This window comes from Streptomyces griseus (assembly GCF_900460065.1).
GTDB lineage: Bacteria > Actinomycetota > Actinomycetes > Streptomycetales > Streptomycetaceae > Streptomyces > Streptomyces griseus.
On the sequence record NZ_UAVD01000038.1, the window covers coordinates 186,534 to 201,954 of the forward strand.

At 68.9% G+C, this 15,421-nt stretch carries 10 protein-coding genes; 3 read left to right on the plus strand and 7 right to left on the minus strand.

The features are described 5' to 3' along the window. Window positions 1-51: 51 nt before the first annotated feature. Complete coding sequence (locus tag DTB53_RS27910) at window positions 52-2,190, minus strand: DEAD/DEAH box helicase (RefSeq protein WP_012378663.1); 2,139 nt, start codon at window positions 2,188-2,190, stop codon at window positions 52-54. Beyond that, the gene (gene brxD, locus DTB53_RS27915; RefSeq protein WP_012378662.1) at window positions 2,190-3,518 is read right to left on the minus strand and encodes a BREX system ATP-binding protein BrxD; all 1,329 of its coding nucleotides are present in this window, start codon (window positions 3,516-3,518) and stop codon (window positions 2,190-2,192) included. The genes DTB53_RS27910 and brxD overlap by 1 nt, the downstream gene beginning before the upstream one ends. 96 nt (window positions 3,519-3,614) lie before the next feature. Between brxD and DTB53_RS27920 the strand changes: the two genes are divergently transcribed. Next, the gene (locus DTB53_RS27920) at window positions 3,615-4,352 is read left to right on the plus strand and encodes a DUF3800 domain-containing protein (protein WP_042495899.1); all 738 of its coding nucleotides are present in this window, start codon (window positions 3,615-3,617) and stop codon (window positions 4,350-4,352) included. 165 nt (window positions 4,353-4,517) lie between these two features. Here DTB53_RS27920 and pglZ read toward each other — a convergent pair whose 3' ends face one another. From pglZ to DTB53_RS27945, 5 genes are all read right to left on the minus strand, one after another. Then, window positions 4,518-7,463 (minus strand): BREX-2 system phosphatase PglZ, encoded by a 2,946-nt coding sequence (pglZ, locus tag DTB53_RS27925; protein WP_012378659.1) that lies wholly within the window; start codon window positions 7,461-7,463, stop codon window positions 4,518-4,520. After that, window positions 7,460-11,359: a BREX-2 system ATPase PglY gene (gene pglY, locus DTB53_RS27930; RefSeq protein WP_012378658.1), complete on the minus strand. Its 3,900-nt coding sequence runs from the start codon at window positions 11,357-11,359 to the stop codon at window positions 7,460-7,462. The genes pglZ and pglY overlap by 4 nt, the downstream gene beginning before the upstream one ends. 118 nt (window positions 11,360-11,477) lie before the next feature. Beyond that, the gene (locus tag DTB53_RS27935; protein WP_042495896.1) at window positions 11,478-13,370 is read right to left on the minus strand and encodes a DUF2075 domain-containing protein; all 1,893 of its coding nucleotides are present in this window, start codon (window positions 13,368-13,370) and stop codon (window positions 11,478-11,480) included. Window positions 13,371-13,574: 204 nt separating this feature from the next. Further along, window positions 13,575-13,805, minus strand: coding sequence for a hypothetical protein (locus tag DTB53_RS27940; protein ID WP_012378656.1), 231 nt, complete (start codon window positions 13,803-13,805; stop codon window positions 13,575-13,577). Beyond that, the gene (locus DTB53_RS27945; protein ID WP_012378655.1) at window positions 13,802-14,191 is read right to left on the minus strand and encodes a hypothetical protein; all 390 of its coding nucleotides are present in this window, start codon (window positions 14,189-14,191) and stop codon (window positions 13,802-13,804) included. The genes DTB53_RS27940 and DTB53_RS27945 overlap by 4 nt, the downstream gene beginning before the upstream one ends. 187 nt (window positions 14,192-14,378) lie before the next feature. On the opposite strand from DTB53_RS27945, the gene DTB53_RS27950 reads away from it, so the two are divergent. After that, window positions 14,379-15,221: a helix-turn-helix domain-containing protein gene (locus tag DTB53_RS27950; RefSeq protein WP_012378654.1), complete on the plus strand. Its 843-nt coding sequence runs from the start codon at window positions 14,379-14,381 to the stop codon at window positions 15,219-15,221. Continuing rightward, a complete protein-coding gene (locus DTB53_RS27955) occupies window positions 15,203-15,412 on the plus strand; it encodes a DUF397 domain-containing protein (RefSeq protein ID WP_075025136.1) in 210 nt (69 codons plus the stop codon). Before DTB53_RS27950 ends, DTB53_RS27955 begins: the two co-directional genes overlap by 19 nt. Window positions 15,413-15,421: the final 9 nt, after the last annotated feature.

Genomic DNA, 15,421 nt, shown 5'->3' on the forward strand with positions numbered 1-15,421 from the left:
GCGCTCCATCTACAAGTTCGTCCGGGCAGAAGGGCAGCGTTCGAGCGCATCTCAGGTCGCGAAGCCGTGGTGGAATCGAACGGTTTCGTCAAGAGCCGAGCGTGCTCCCTCGAAGTCGGCGAGCCGGGCCGCGACGGTGGCCACTGCGAGCCGTTGGGGCAGGGCTGCGGAGAACTTGAGACCATGTACGGCGCGGCGATCGATGTCGGGAAGAACGAGCGCCGGGCTGCTGCTCGCAGCCTCCCGACTTTCGCGCCACATGTCGGGGGTCAGGTCCTCACGCAGTCGTACATAGCAGTCTGTGGGGCGTTGCACGGGATCGGCGACGGACGGCAGCGTCGCCGACAAGGTCGCGTTCGCGCGGTAGCCGGCCCAGGTCCACCAGCGAACGTCCGCACCATGACGGGTGACCAGGGACATGGCCGGGTGGACAAGTTCGGGAGCCTCGTCCTCCCGCCAGCCGGTCAGACAGACCTCGGCCCGGCGGGTGATGGACACGGGAGGGTTCTCCCCGAGGAGTACGGTGCGCATGGCACGGGTGAGGTGGTACGACAGGCCGAGGACGGATCCACTGCTCCACTTGGCGATCCCGCCGCCGTCTGTCGGTTCGACAAAGGCTCGTTTGCGGGTCCAGTCGACGAACGTCACCTGCCAGCTGCGGCCACCGAGCAGGAGTCGACGTGGACCGGGCCGATCTTCGGTCAGTACCGAGGGGTCCATCTGGCCGATCTCGGTACGGCCGGCGAGGACGGTGAACTGGGGCGGTGCCGTGAAGGACGCTGTGAGCTCGATGAAGTGACGGCGTCCGAAGCGCCGTTCTGCCTCAGGGCCGATAAAGAGGAGGCCGTCGTCCTCGTCGAGGAAGCCTTGTGCCACCAGGTGGCGCAGGATCGGCTTCGCGGAGGCGTCGAAGGGCGCCAGCCCGTTCCACTGGACCGGCCACAGTCGGTCACCTACCCGCTGCTGCTGGAGGATGACCGCGAGCAACTGCTGGGCGACCAGATGGCGGGGCTCGGGCGGCGGGGTCACCGCCTCCACCCATCCCTTTCCCCACAGGAGAAGGAGTGCTGCCGCCTGGAGGAGTGTGTCCTTCCGGGTGGCGAGAAAGAGGCAGTTGCGCGTACTCCCCGGTCGTCTCCCTGTCCGCCCGATGCGTTGGAGGAATGAGGCGACACTGCTGGGCGAGTCGATCTGGATCACACGGTCGAGGTCGCCCACGTCGATGCCCAGTTCCAGCGTCGATGTCGACACGATCACACAGTCCCGGGCCTCGGCGAAAGCTTGCTCCGATCGCGCTCGTTCGTCCGCCGAGAGCGAGGCATGCGACAGGAATACCGTCACATCCCGCTCACGCAGGGCGGCTCCCAACTGCTCGACCTGCCGTCGGGAGTCACAGAAGACGAGCCGCTTCTCACCGCGGTGCAGTACGGCAATGAGCTTGGCCGCGTTCTCCAGTGAACCCACGTAGTCCAGCTCCACCTCGCCGGTCGGCGTTGTGCCGATCGCGGCAGGGCCGGGCGAGATCACGCCAGCCGGCCGCTTGCCTGCGCCCGACCCCTGCAGCCAGGTCAGCAACTGCTCAGGGTTGCCGACGGTCGCCGACAGACCGATCCGCTGGACCGGACGCCCGGTGACTCGTTCGAGACGTTCCAGCACCGCGAGCAGATGCCAGCCACGGTCATCACCCGCGAAGGCGTGGACCTCGTCGACCACGACCGCTCGCACACCTCCCAGAAGGTGCGCGTGATCGGTCTTCACGCCGATGAGCATGGCCTCCAGCGATTCCGGAGTAGTGAGCAGGATGTCCGGCCGGTCGGCGCGGATGCGCTGTCGCTGAGACTCCCTGGTGTCTCCGTGCCACAGGGCGGCCCGGCGACCGAGCCACTGCGCGTAGCCGTCGATGCGCGTCACGAGGTTGTTGAGAAGCGCTTTGAGCGGACACAGATACAACACGGACGTGCCGGACCAGCGCTGCTCCGACATGGCTGACAGGATCGGCAGACACGCCGCTTCCGTCTTCCCGCCTGCTGTGGGAGCGAGGAGGACCGCGTCCTCACCGTCCATCAGCGGTCGGATCGCCGCCCGCTGCAAAGGGCGCAGGTCCGGCCAGCCCAGCGTGTTCACCACATGGTGCAGAACAACCGGATCCAGGCGGTCCACAGGATCCTCGGCCACCGGTTGCTGCCCCATCAGACGTCCAGCTCGATGTCGTCCGCCGAGTGGGTGGCGGCGGAGTTCCTCTCCACGTCGGTGAGTTCGTTGCTGTTCACGGTCAGCCGGTAGTGCTGACGAGGGTCGAAGTCGTCGAACTGGTCGACACGATCGAGGACGTCGCCCACCAGCTTCTTCAGGAAAAGCCGCGGTGCCACTCCCACCTTGCCACCGAGTGCGCCGCCGACCGCTCGGGCGAGTTCGGCCACATAGGCGTCGTCGACGACGGCCACGGTACGTTCGGGAGCCGAGGCGCCGGCCGCATAGAGGTCACGGATGGTCACGCCCAGATCCACCAGGGATTCCTGGGTGAATCCAGGTAGCCGCAGCTGCACCGCGCGGGGATTGTCGAAGCGCGGGTCGGTGGTGAAGTCGGTGGCCAGCCGCTGGGCCAGCGGAGCCAGGCGCTGCACGCCCTGCTGTCCGTCGTAGAAGGCGGGCGTACCGGTGATCACGAGGTAGAGGCCGGGGAAGCGGCCCGAGTGGACTTCGTCGATGAGCTGGCGCAGTGCGTTCAGAGCTTTGTCCCGGGCGTCGGACCGTACGCGCTGGAGCGTTTCCACCTCATCGAGAACGACGAACAGTCCACGGTGCCCGGAGTCACGCAGCACGGTGAGCAGCCCTTGGAGGAAGCCGAGGGCACCGAAGTGGTCGAGGTCGCCCCGGACCCCGGCCGACCGCCGAGCGGCCGCGGCGACATGAGGTTGGCCACCCAGCCATGCGAGTACGGCTGCGGCCGTCGCTTCGTCGCCCTCGATGAGCGCCGCACGGTAGCCGCGCAGAGCGGTCGCGAACGACGGAGCGTGCCGTGAGACCTCGGCCAGCCGGGTGGTCAGCAACGCCTCGACCTCACGGGCCAGTTCATGGTCGCTCGCGCCGGCGGCGAGGGCGTCCTCCTCCAGCGCGTAGAACCAGGCGTCCACAATGGGCCGGAGTGCACTCGGTGGGAAACTCGCAGTGGCCAGCCGCTCAGTGAGCCGCCGGTAGACGGTTTCCAGCTTGTGCAGAGGCGTTTCCGTCTCCGACACCTGGATCTCCGCGACCGCGAAGCCGAGTCGCTTGGCCCGCTCTCCCAGCCAACGCGTGAAAAAGGTCTTGCCCGACCCGTACTCGCCGCGCACCGCCTTGAACACGGCGCCACCGGATGCGACCGAGTCCAGCTCGCCGTCGAGCGCCGAAGCGAAGCGGTCCAGGCCTGTGGCCAGCAGGTCGAGTCCGCTGTCGGGTACGGCCCCGCGCCGGAGCGCATCGATCACGGTGCGACGGCGGGCGGCAGAGGCGGGAGGATGTGGTTTGGCTGAGCTCACCGACTCAGTCTCTCACCCGGCGTGCCGGACGCCGGGGCCGTAGGGGAGGGTCACAGCCATTCCGGCAGGGCAGTACCGGTGTGAAACACTCACGTTGTGTTGCTGACCTATGTCGACGAGTCATATGACCGGGACCATTACTGGATGGTCGCTCTGGTCGTGGCGGAGAAACATCTTCGTCCTCTGCACCGTGCACTCGACTCCGTCGTGTCCAAGGCAGCGGACCACTACCCCGTCGACCGTCACGCCGAGCTGCATGGCCACGCGCTGGTGCAGGCGAGGGACGACTGGACGCGGATGGGCAACAAGGGGCACAACATGGTGCGCGCCCGCATTGGTGTCTACGCGGACGCCATGAAGGCGATCGGCGCTCATGACGTGCGGGTGATCGTGCAGGGGCTCGACCTGCGACCCCACCGCGGCACCCATGTCGACCCCGAAGCATGTCCTTCACCGCACGAGGTGGTTCTGCGGCAACTGCTGGAAGAGATCTGCGAGCACGTGCAGGCGCGGGACGAGCTGGCCTTGGTGATCGCAGACGAGATCGACGGGGCGGACGATCATCGACGGCATTTCCGCGACTACCAGCAGGATGCCGTCGGCGGCAGCGTGAGCGACAATCTGCCCTGTCTCGTGGACACCATCCACTTCGCACCCTCGAAGGCGAGTCGGCTGCTTCAGGCGGCGGACCTGATCGCGTACTTGCACCGTCGGTTGGTCAGCGGACAGGACAATGATTCCCGGGCGCGCAGGGCCAACGAGATGCTCTGGGCGCATGTGGCTCCCCGTGTCGCCCGCAGCCATTGCTGGGTGCCCGGTCAGCACACCTGTTGAGGTTTCCGGCCGCGCCGGGCCGATCGTGCCCCGAGCAGCACAAAGGCCCCGCTTCCGCGGGGCCTGAGGCGAACCGGGCGTCAGTTTCTGGAGACGTCCCTGAATCCGAGGCTAGCACGATGGCCTGTTGGACGACTGGCTGTGCGCAGTCCCGGATCGCCCCGCTCAGCCCAGCTCGAATTGCTCGCGCAGCAGTCCCTGGTGCAGGCGCAGGGTCCGGCCGTCCGGCAGCGTTTCCAGGACCTGTACGCCGTCGTAGTTGAGCAGCTGACGCAGGACGGCAGCGAAGCCGTCCGCGCGGGTGACCGGGAACTCCACACGTTGGGCCAGGGCCGTCACAGGGAGAGTCCCACCCGCGTCGACGAGTGCCTGAACCGCCTGCCGGAACTTGTCCAGCTCGCGCTCGCGCGGCTTCCGGGCCAGCAGCTCGACCTGGTCCTGGAAGGCAGCGGACCCGAACAGCCGGTGGACCAGGCTCTCCGTCTGGGTACGCAGCTCCGTCGTGACCAAGGCGTCCCCTGCCTCCTCGGCCGGTACCAGAACGACATCGAACAGCGAGTCGTGTGTGCGTGCCAACTCGGCCTGGGACTTGGACGGCGCCTGCCGGACCGGCTTCTTCACAGGAGGCGTGAGTGCAGGGGACGGCGGTACAGGAGCAGCTGGTGCTCGCTCGTCCAGGAACCACCATGAAGGCCGCTGGTCACCCAGCTCGCGCCAGTCCTTCGGGGGTGTCGCCCCGAAGGGCAGGAAGGCCAGAACCGGGATGGTGAACTCAGCGAGGGACGCCCCGCCGTGATAGCCGGCCTTGAGAGACGTGTAGCGGGAATCCGCGTCCCACAGGGCGACGATCGAACCGCCGGGTTCGGGCCAGACGACCCGAGGGCCGTTGAGCGCTACCTCGGCCGCCGACAGCGTCCCGCCGGGCAGACGATGGCGAGCCGACTCCGGGAGACTCGAATCGACCTTCGTGCCACGACGGTCCACGACGTGTCCGTGGTCGCTGGTGATGAGCACGGCCATACCCTGGGCCGCCGCCACCCGTAGCAGCTCGACCAGACCAGGGATGTCGGAGGCACGCCAGGTCCCGTCGCCGAGCTTCTGCTCCTTGGCGAGCCGGTCGTCGATGGCGTTGAGGACGACAGCCACATGAGTGCGTCCGTCGGCGAGGGCTTCGCCGAGACCGGGACCGAAGACCTCCCCGGCGCTGGTCGTGCGCAGGTCGTCCTTGTGGAACACTGCTGCCTGCGCTCCGCCCCACAGCTTCTGCTGGGGGAAAAGCCTCTTCTCGTCTGCCTGCGTTCCCTTCATGAGGCGGCCCGCGAACAGAGAGGTGCGGGAGACGGCGGTCAGGGTCGGCAGCGCGGCGGCCATAGCCCGTCGGTGCGGTTCGCCGTCCTTGACCGGATCGAACTCGGCCCACGTCGAGCGCAGCTCCTGGCCGAGCTCGGTGGCGATCGCGGCACTCATCCCGTCCAGGACGAGGAGGAGCACGCGTCGGCCGTCGGCGCCGCGGACGATGGGCTTCACCACCCGGTCGAGGAAGGTCTCGACCGTGAGCATGGAACCGGGGTGCGTGCCCGCCGCGGTCCACGTGGCCAGCGACCGCGCGAATTCCCGGTCGATGTCGAGGCGTCGTTCGCGGACACGGGCACCCAGCTTGTCGTACGCGGACCGAAGAGAGGGGTCGGGGTCGCCGCCGGCCTCGATGTGCTCCAGTGCCTGGTCCACCCACCCGGTCTCCGCGAGGTGGCGCACTATTCCGGTGCCTGTCGAGTCACACGCGGACGTCGGTTCACCGGCGAGCCACTGTGTCAGGCGCCCGCCCATCCTGGCCCGTCGGATCCGGGTCCTTGCCTCAGGTGCACCGGCCCGCCGGTGGGTTTCCAGCTGTCGGAAGGCTTCTTCGAGAGCACCGGTCTGCCCCGATTCCAGGACCTGTCCCACCAGGGCGAAGCGCGACTCCAGACCGCTCGGCAGCAGCGGGCTCGTCCGAGCGGCGGATTCCGCCCCGAACTGCCGGACGAGCGAAGTGGCCCGATCCAGGACGGTGTCGCTGATCCGCCGTGCTTCCCGGGTCTCCTCGCTCTCGGAGCCCGCGGTCCGTGCGGCGGTGGTCAACAGGACGCCAAGGTAGTCCTCACAGGCCCTTCCGAAGGCGGACGCCAGGTGGCCGAGCTGTTCTCCCGCGGCTGGCGGCCGGTCTCCGAACCATCGCTCGGCCCGGCCCCGCGCCTGGTAGACCTCGGCGTCCGGAACGGCGTGCTGCCACAATGCGGCGCAGACCAGCCCGAACGCCACCGCCTCCTCGCCGTGTTCCGCCTCGACCAGGGCCAGGAGCGCTTGTCCGGCCAGGCCCGCCTGGTCCTCCTCTCCCAGGAACTGCCTCAGCCCGGCACGTTCGGGGCCGCGCAGATCGAGCAGCCGACCGGGGCCGCCAGGGCTCAGGGACCAGCTCAGCAGGGCGTGGGTGTCCAGAGCATCGTCCGTCCTGCGGACGCGGTCCACCGGCCCATCCGCCTCGGTGTCGTATCTCCCCAGACGCAGTCGGCGCAGGGCGAGGGCGGACAGGGCCTTCCGGCGGGAGAGCACGCCGCCCGCCAGGGGAGGCCAGCCTCCGGGCGGGGTGGCGTCGAGGAGCGCCTCGGCAGCCCAGTTGGCATGGCGGAGCCGGGTGTCGACCTGCTCGGCCCCGAAGGCCTCACGGACCACGTCCCAGCTGTCGAGCGTGTCGATCCGCTTCTTGTGGACGCGGGCCAGGATCGCGGGGTCGAGTTCGCTCTGTTCGCGGTCCGTCAGGATGACGAGCACGGCGGGACCGGTGGAGCCCGCGGTGCCGGTGTCCTTCGCCTCGTCCCCGAGCGGTTTACCGAGGTGGTCCAGGAGCAGCTCATGTACGGCGAGAGGCGAGGGGGCCGTGGAGATGCGGGCGGTACGTCCCTCGCCCCACACCGGTTCGACCGGACCGTCCCACTGAGGGGTGGAACGCAGGAGGACGGCACGGCGTCGCCCGGCTCCGGTGAGGGACGAGGCCAGCGAGGTCTGGGACGACAGGTACTGAGTGATCGTGGCGACGTTCAGCCGGGCGATCGCCGATGTGCTCGTGACGCTCATGACTCGACGACCCGCCAGGTGATCTCGATCGCGGTTCCCGGTTCACGGGCCGCCAGGTCGGCGATCTCTGCCTGGAGCTTGGCCACGGCCCGTGCCGCGGTCGTGCGCCCGCCGCCCGACCGCCGGCTCCGCGAGGCGCTCTGGGCGGGCTCCGCGACCCGGTCAGTGGGAACGGGCGGGTGGCTGGTCCCGGTGTTGAGCGGTACCTCGTCCGCGCTGGGAGTGGCCGGCGGGGCCGGGGGCGGGGAAGTGGCAGCGGCCCGGTTGCGCTTCACCAGCGCCAGCACGTCGCGCTGGGTGCGGGCGAGAGCGTCCTTCAGGTCGATGGTCCGCTGGTCGCTCCCTGCCGCGTTGCGCAGGGAGTCCAGCAGGGCCTGCCCCTCGGGCCCTTCGTTGACCGCCAGCTCCAGCGTGGTCCAGGACGTGTCGGTCAGGGCGCGGGCCACGTCCCTGGCCTGGGTGATGGAGGAACCGAACCGGTCCGCGCTCACCTGTCCGAGGTCGAAGGCGGCCAGTGCGTCCACCGTCTTCTTGGCTCCGGCCGCACCCTGCCCGGCGCTCTGGCCGAGAGCTGTCAGCAGCTCGACGGACCGGCGGGCCAGCGGCAGCCGCGCGGCCTCGTCGGTGCTGTCGAGCCGGAGGAATCCCGCGTGCTCCTCCAACTTGGACACCAGACTGATCGCGTAGTCCTTGTGGGCATGGGCGGCCTGGATGATCAGGCGGGCGAACTGGTTGACCATGCGACCGCGCCGCAGCGTGGGAGCGGGCTCCCCGAAGATCGTGGCGAATCGCTGGCGAGCTGTGTCCCAGTCCTGCTCGGAGGGCCGGGGCTGGCTGCGCAGCGCGTCGTGGTCCTTGATCTGCGACAGCTCGGGTGCGGGGTCCAGAGGCATCCCGCTCCGCACCCACACCCGGTCGTCCATCTCTGCGAACGCGGCCACGATCAGCCGGGTGAGGAAGTCGGGGAGCCCGCGCGGCTGCGGCAGGTCGGTCCAGTCGGTGAGGGTGATGAGGGAGAGGTCGCCGGCCACTCCACGCTCCCGTGCGAGCTGACGGAAGTGGTCGGCCCAGAAGAGCGACAGTTCGAAGTACGCCTCCTTCTGCTGCCCGAGTCGCAGCGGCCCCGCGATGCGCTGGAGCAGCTTCCGGTCCGCGGCCGGCACCTCGGTCCGGTGGTCACGGGCCTCCGCCGCCGCCCGGATATGGGTGAAGACCTTGCGGGCGTCGGCCGCCTTCAGCGGGATGCCGGTGTGGTCCGGGTCCAGGTCCGGGTGCTCGGGGAACTGGTCGGCGAGCAGCTTGCCCGCCACGTGCCGCAGCCCGTCCCGCATCGACTGGCCGAAGGAGAAGACCAGCCCGTCGATGTCCCGCAGCGACTGGAGATGCTCGGTGAAGCCCAGCTCCACGTCGGTGGGCTTTTTCTCTGCCAGCCCGTACGCCTGCTTGAACGCGGCCTTCACGTTCTTGAGCAGCGACTCCCGCTGCGTCTCCAGCAGCCCCTTGGCGCGGGCACGGTTGTCCGCGTTCAGGTGACCGGCGTACTGGGTGTCGAAGCGCTGCTCGTCCGAGAGGGCCTTGTCGATGACGACGAGGCGGCAGAAGTCCGTGTACCGCTGGGCGGAGAGGTGGGCCGGCAGCCAGGCGACCGTACGCCACGGCTCGCCGTCCTGCTGCCTCTCCCGGAGCCGTCGCACCCGGTTGACGTCGTCGATGGGACCGTACTCGCCCTCGTCGTACGGGAGGTCGACGACGATCCGCCAGAGACCGTCCTCGTTCGGCGAGAGGTCGTGGTCGGGCAGCTCCTCCTCGTCGGCGAGGTTGCCGAAGAGGACCTCCGCGCTACGGCTCGTACCGCGCCAATCGAAGTGCACCCTGTTGGCCAACTGGCCGTGCTCGATGGCGAGTTCCTCGGACAGGAGGCGCTTGGCGAGCGCCTGCCTGTTGCCCGGGTTGTCGTTGACCTTGGCGTTGGCGATGACGGAGTCGACGTCCACACCGGTCAGTTCGAGCCGGACACCCGGGTTCGTGTCGGTGCCGGTCTCCTTGATTTCCGGGAAGCGCCCCGCCCACTCCGCGATCTTGTTCTTCAGGATGCCGTACTCGCGGCCCGGGATCGGGGCGACGACGGATCCGTAGTTCAGGGCGGACAGCCGACGGATCGTGAGGTCGGAGAGCGCGGGCACGCTGGGCGCCAGTGCCGACAGCAGCAGGGTGCCCACGATCCGGTTGTCCCCGACGAAGATCTTGACCCGACCCCTCAGGTCCGGGTCGGCGATGCTGTCCGGGCCCCGGTGGGTGTACTGCTCGACGTCCTCCTCGGACACGTTGTGCGTGGCGAGGAGGTAGGGGCGCAACTTGGTGCGGTAGAGCTTGTCGGCCGCCTCGAAGACGACCTTGAGGCTGTCGGTGAACGGCTTGTCGCCACCGGCCGTGATCAGCGGGTAGAGATCGCCCACCGGGATCAGGTCCCCGAGCCGCAGCTCGTCCCGGTGGTCGGCGAGCAGCTGCCCCATCAGCTTCATACCCGTCCGGTTGCGCTGGAGGGCGGAAGAGACATGGACGAGGGTGTCCATGAACGCGGGGGAGAACGGATACGTCAGCCGGAAGCTCTCCTCGTCGGCCCCCACCCCGTCGGCTCCCCGATCCGAGCCCAGCAAGGTGTCCCAGACCTCCTGGCGGACCTTGCGGGTCTTCTCGAACTCGGCGTTCACGAGCGCCGCCGACTCCGGGTCCTTCGGCGTCAGGAGCCGCGCGTGCGCCACCTGGGGCAGGTTGCGGTCCTCCAGCGTGATCTTGTCGAAACGCCCGGAGGCGAGGTTCAGCGTGTCCTGGATGGACGACTCGGCGGCCCCCGACACCTCCTCGCCGACCAGCTCGCGCAGGTCACGCTGGCGCGCGATGAACGACACCACGGGCACGGCACGCCGTGCGTCGCCGCCCTCGACGAAGTTGGTGATCTTGCTGGCCTCGCGCGCCACGAACTTCTGGTCGTGGATCAGCGTCGCCAGCCAGAGGATCAGCTCGTCCAGGAACAGGATCAACCCGTCGTAACCGAGGGACTTGGCGTGCTCGGCGATGACGGACAGGCCCGCGTCCAGCGACACGAACCCGTGCTCGTCCTCGGCGGCGTTCCTCGTGAAGCCCGGCAGCAGGTGCGCGTTCGCGTCCTCCACCAGCCGGGCGCGCAGCTCGGCCGGGGTCGACGGGCTCACCAGATTCAGCGCTTGACCCGACTCGTGGACCTCCTCGGCGGCCAGTGCGGTGTCCAGCAGCTCCGGCTGCCAGGCGAACGCCTCGCCCCACTCGTCGTCCTCGACACCACCGGTGGCCTCCGAGGACGCGAGGCCGTCGATGATGAACCGGTCCCCGTTGCGCTCCCGCAGCGACCGGATGGTGTCGAAGAGCGCGTCCGTCCGGTACACCTGCGGCGTCGGAGCGTCGGGGTGCAGCTTCTTCACATGCGTGACATAGCCCCCGAGCACCCGCTGCTCCAGGGCCTTCGCTCCGAGCATGTGGTACGGCACCAGCAGGAACCGCTTCCCGTCGGTGCCCAGCCACTCGTGCTTGGACAGCACCGGGTCGAGATCGGCACGCGCCCGCGCGGCGGGGCTACCGCTCAGCAGGGCGTGCAGCACCGCCATGAAGTGCGACTTACCCGAACCGAACGAACCGTGCAGATAGGCAGCCTTCGACGTGTGCCCGTCCAGGGCCGCCTTGATCAGCCCCAGCGCCTCGTCGAAGTTGTCCCGCAGCCGCTCCGTAACCACGTAGTCCCGCAGAGCGCCCTCGGCGCCGGCCGGGGTCGTCGCCTCCGAGAGCCGGAGGACGAAGTCCGAGGTCGACAGGGACTCCTTGATGTCGATGACATCGCGGAGCAGGGGCGGCTGCTGGACCATGGGCGGTCTCACTCTCCGGCGGGCTGATGGAAGGTGGTGTCGGTCCGATCGTATGGCTTGGGTACGACAGCGGACCAATGATCCCGCCAGCCCGGGACCGCCCCGGGACTGCCCAGGGTCAGACGAGGGCCAGGTCCTTCGCCACGGCCTCCGGGCTGACGAGGGAGCGCAGCTTCTCCCGGGTCTCGGGATCGGTGGAGTAGATGATCGTCCCTACCATGCCCCGGGTCAGCAGCACCTTGTACGTGTTGCGGATGAGCCGCGCTACGTCGTCGTCCGAGGTCGCCTTGGTGAAGACCGGGTCCTTCGACGCCGTACGGTCGACCACCCACCGGTCGGTCCGCCACACCAGGTCCGGACCCATGATGACGCCGGACCAGTCGTACTCGAAGCCCTGCGCGGTGTACACGCACCCTACCTGCCCGAACCCGGCCGGATCGGTCGCCCACAGCGCCGCCTGCGGCGCGCCCAGTACGGAGCGGTCGCCGTACACGTTCCACGGCCGGGCCCAGTCGCCGATGACGACGTCGGTGGGCAGGGCGGACATCTCTGGCGTGATCTTCTTCGTCCACTTCCAGCAGTATCCGGCCGTCATGCGCGCCCCGTACTTCTCCGCCCGCTTGGCGACCAGGAAGTCCTCCAGTTCCTGCGGGCTCTCGGCGGTCCGCAGCTCCACCTTGCCGTCCGGCTCCCACGCGACGGGCCCGTCGCTCTCCAGCCCCAGCAGGCTCGCGACCCACTTCACGTACGCGTCGCTGCCCCCGCAGCGGAACTGGCTGTCCAGCTCCACCACCACGCAGTCCAGGCCCATCGCGGCGGCGGCCGCCCCGATTTGCTCCTTGGTCCCCATCTCGCCGGGGCGCACCACCTGGTGCTGGTCCAGCAGGAACACCGGTACGCGGGCGGCCTCGATCAGCTCGGCGACCTGGGGGCGGTCGGTGCGCAGCTCGGCCTTGGTGTAGCGGTTGGCGGACGTCTTGCGGAGCCGGTGGGACTCGTCGCAGATGATGACGTCGAGATCGTTGGGCTCGGCGTCCATGAAGCTGTTGAAGTACATGAACAACTTCTTCACCTCGGGCTTCCGGGCCCCCACGACCTTGCGCATGGTCGTGGTGAACGACGAGGACCCGGTCGCGTGCAGAGCGGTCACTCCGCGCCGGTACAGCTCCCCGAGGAGCGACAGAGCGATCACGCTCTTCCCGGAACCAGGCCCGCCGGTCACCACGACCACCTGCTTGTGGTTCGACCGCTTCGCCTTCCGCACGGCGGAGAGCACCAGTTCGTAGGCGACGCGCTGTTCGTCGAGGAGTACGAACTGCTCACGGTCGCGGACCTCGGCCGCCGCGACCGCCATCAACTGCTTGGAGGGGCGCACCTTCCCCTGGAGCAGAAGGTCGGCGGAGTGTGCCCCGGACTTCGGGGCGAGCCGCGAACGCAGGAAGTCGAGGAACGCGCCGCGCTGCTCGGCGGTGTACATGGACCCCTGGATGTCTCCCGACACCTCGCGGAGGGAGCTGACGCCGGATTCCGTCGCGTTGTGCAGGAACGCCACCCCGGCGACCGACTCCGGCATCCGCTCCAGCGCGCCGTTGAAGGACAGCAGGTAGGAGACGTAGCCCCGAACCTGCTCGATGGGGTGCAGCAGGGGCCGCGGGTACGCGTCGATACGGCAGAGCAGCGGATCGTCCTCTTCCGCGTACGCTTGGCTCCACTGCTTCAGCTCGACCACGACGTACGACGGCTCTCCGGTGACCGGGTGCACCCCGGCGAGCAGGACGTCGGCGCGCTTGCTGGTGAGCGGCAGGGAGTACTCGATCAGCATCTCGACCTCGCCGAGCCCGGCGTCGAGCAGCGCCCCGGTGAGAGCGGGGATGCTGCGCTTCCAGGATCGCACCTCGGAGTCCCCGGGATTACGGCCGTGCGCATGCTTGAAGTTCTCCATCAGATGAAGCGACAGCGAACCTTCGAGGTTGCGGGCGGCGACGGACGCGGCGGACTCGCGGAACAGCAAGGAATTGCCCCCAGGCAGCACGAAACGACTCGTGCGGGTGGGGGCATGTCCTCTTCAGTCCGCTGACGCGGAACGGAAGCCCGGCGGGCCGCTGAGATGATCCTTCTCATCGTAGGACGGGGGATGACAGGGGGCGAGGAGTTTCGGGTCCGGAGACGGGGAGGGCTCCTTCCCGCTACACCTCGCCGGTGGGGGCCGCCGAGTTCAGCAGGGGCGCGGATGTCGGCTGCGGGCGTTGACCTCGGCGAGCTGCGCGCTCAGGAACTCGGCCCGGCTGAGCGGTCGTAGGTGCCCCGGATCGGCTTCCCACTCCCGGCCTCCGTCGAGCGGCCGGAGCAGGACGTGCGGGCTCCGATGGCTCGCCACGAGCCCGACCCGGCCGCTCCCGCTGTCGTGGACGGCCACCCCGACGCCGGGGACGCCGTCCTCGGTCACCGGGCCAGCCCGTTGGTGATCGCCGTCGCGAGAGCGTGGGCCACGGGCGCGGAGCACACGCCGAGGTGGACGAGGGCGTACCGGATCTCGCCGGACCGCTCGGTCGCCGGCCGCGTGTGGTCATTGGCGTTCTCGCCGCTGCCGTACGGGGAGGGCGTGCCGTCTTCGCGGACGGCGTCGGCCCACGGGGTACGGACGTCCATCGCGGGGAGCTGGATGCCGGCCCGGGACAGGGCGGCGGCGAGGGCGTCGCGGGCGTCCAGGGCTTCCTGGACTTTGGCCGCGCCAGGGAGTCCGGTGGGCGGAACCGGGACGTGGGCGGTGGCGGCGGGGTTGGCGGAGGTGTGCTGGGGCGTTCGGCGAGGGAGGGGCGGCTTGGAGGGCATGTGGGGGCCTCTTCTTTCGGCTGGTTGTTGCGCGGAACCTGTGCCCCGGCCGTAGGTCGTGAATTACCGTGCGTGAGGGGCTCGTTACGAGAATGCCCTGGTCAGGGGCAGAGTCCTGCCGAAGCCGGAGGAGCTTCCCCGGCCGGATCCGCAATTTCCACACGTTCCACGTTTCACGGAGGGTGCGATGCCGACGAGGCGAGCGGTCACGGGCCGCAGCAGGGAACCACGAGCACGGTTCGCGGAGGAATTGCGCCTCCTGCGCACGGCGCGCGGCCACAGCCTGCGGCAACTGGGCGACCGGCTGGGCTGGGACTGGTCACTGTTCGGCAAGATGGAGAAGGGCGAGACGGTCGGCGGCCCGGAGGTGGTCCAGGCGCTGGACACGCACTATGGGACGCCCGGGTTGCTGCTGGCGCTGTGGGAGCTGGCGGTCAGCGACCAGACGCAGTTCCGCGAGCGGTACCGGCGGTACATGACCCTGGAAGCGGAGGCAACGAGTCTCTGGCACTTTGCGGTGGGCGTATTGCCTGGAGTGCTGCAGACGGAGGCGTATGCGCGAGAAGTGCTGGCGGCTGGACGGCTCACGGGCGAGGAGATCGAGGCGCAGGTGAAGGCTCGACTTACGCGGCGGGACCTACTTGAGGGCGAGGGCGGGCCTCACTTCCGCTGCATCCTCTCTGAGACGGTGCTGCGTACGGGCCTCCGTGACGGGATCGCCTGGCGGGAACAGCTGAAGCATCTGCTGGAGATGGCGGCCCGGCCTCACGTGGTCGTGCAGGTGCTGCCGCACAGCGCTGGCGCACACAGCTTGTCGAGTACCGACGTGATGTTCCTACGTGTTGCCGAGGGACGTACTGTTGCATACGTAGAGAGTGCAAGCCACGGCAACTTGATCGAGGCAGCTCGGCAGGTTGAGGAGCTCCAGCAACTGTACGATTCGGTGCGCGACTTGGCGTCGTCCCCGGGCGAGTCGCGTCAGCACATTCTGCGCGTGTTGGAGGAAGTACCGTGCGATCCATTGACCTGAGCATTGCCGCGTGGCGCAAGAGCAGCTACAGCAACTCTGACGGCGGCCAGTGCGTAGAGGTTTCTGACAGTTTCTCTAATGTCGTTCCTGTTCGTGACAGCAAGAAACCGTCCGGCCCTGCGCTCACGTTCACGGTTGGCGGCTGGTCGTCCTTCGTGTCTGCCGTGAGGGATGGCGAGCTAAGCGCCTGATCCGACTCT

What these genes read in the sequence shown, in the direction of transcription:
- DTB53_RS27945 (WP_012378655.1), bottom strand. Translation starts at nt 14,191, where the DNA reads ATGCCCTCCAAGCCGCCCCTCCCTCGCCGAACGCCCCAGCACACCTCC.
- DTB53_RS27910 (WP_012378663.1), bottom strand. Translation starts at nt 2,190, where the DNA reads ATGGGGCAGCAACCGGTGGCCGAGGATCCTGTGGACCGCCTGGATCCG.
- pglZ (WP_012378659.1), bottom strand. Translation starts at nt 7,463, where the DNA reads ATGAGCGTCACGAGCACATCGGCGATCGCCCGGCTGAACGTCGCCACG.
- DTB53_RS27950 (WP_012378654.1), top strand. Translation starts at nt 14,379, where the DNA reads ATGCCGACGAGGCGAGCGGTCACGGGCCGCAGCAGGGAACCACGAGCA.
- pglY (WP_012378658.1), bottom strand. Translation starts at nt 11,359, where the DNA reads ATGGTCCAGCAGCCGCCCCTGCTCCGCGATGTCATCGACATCAAGGAG.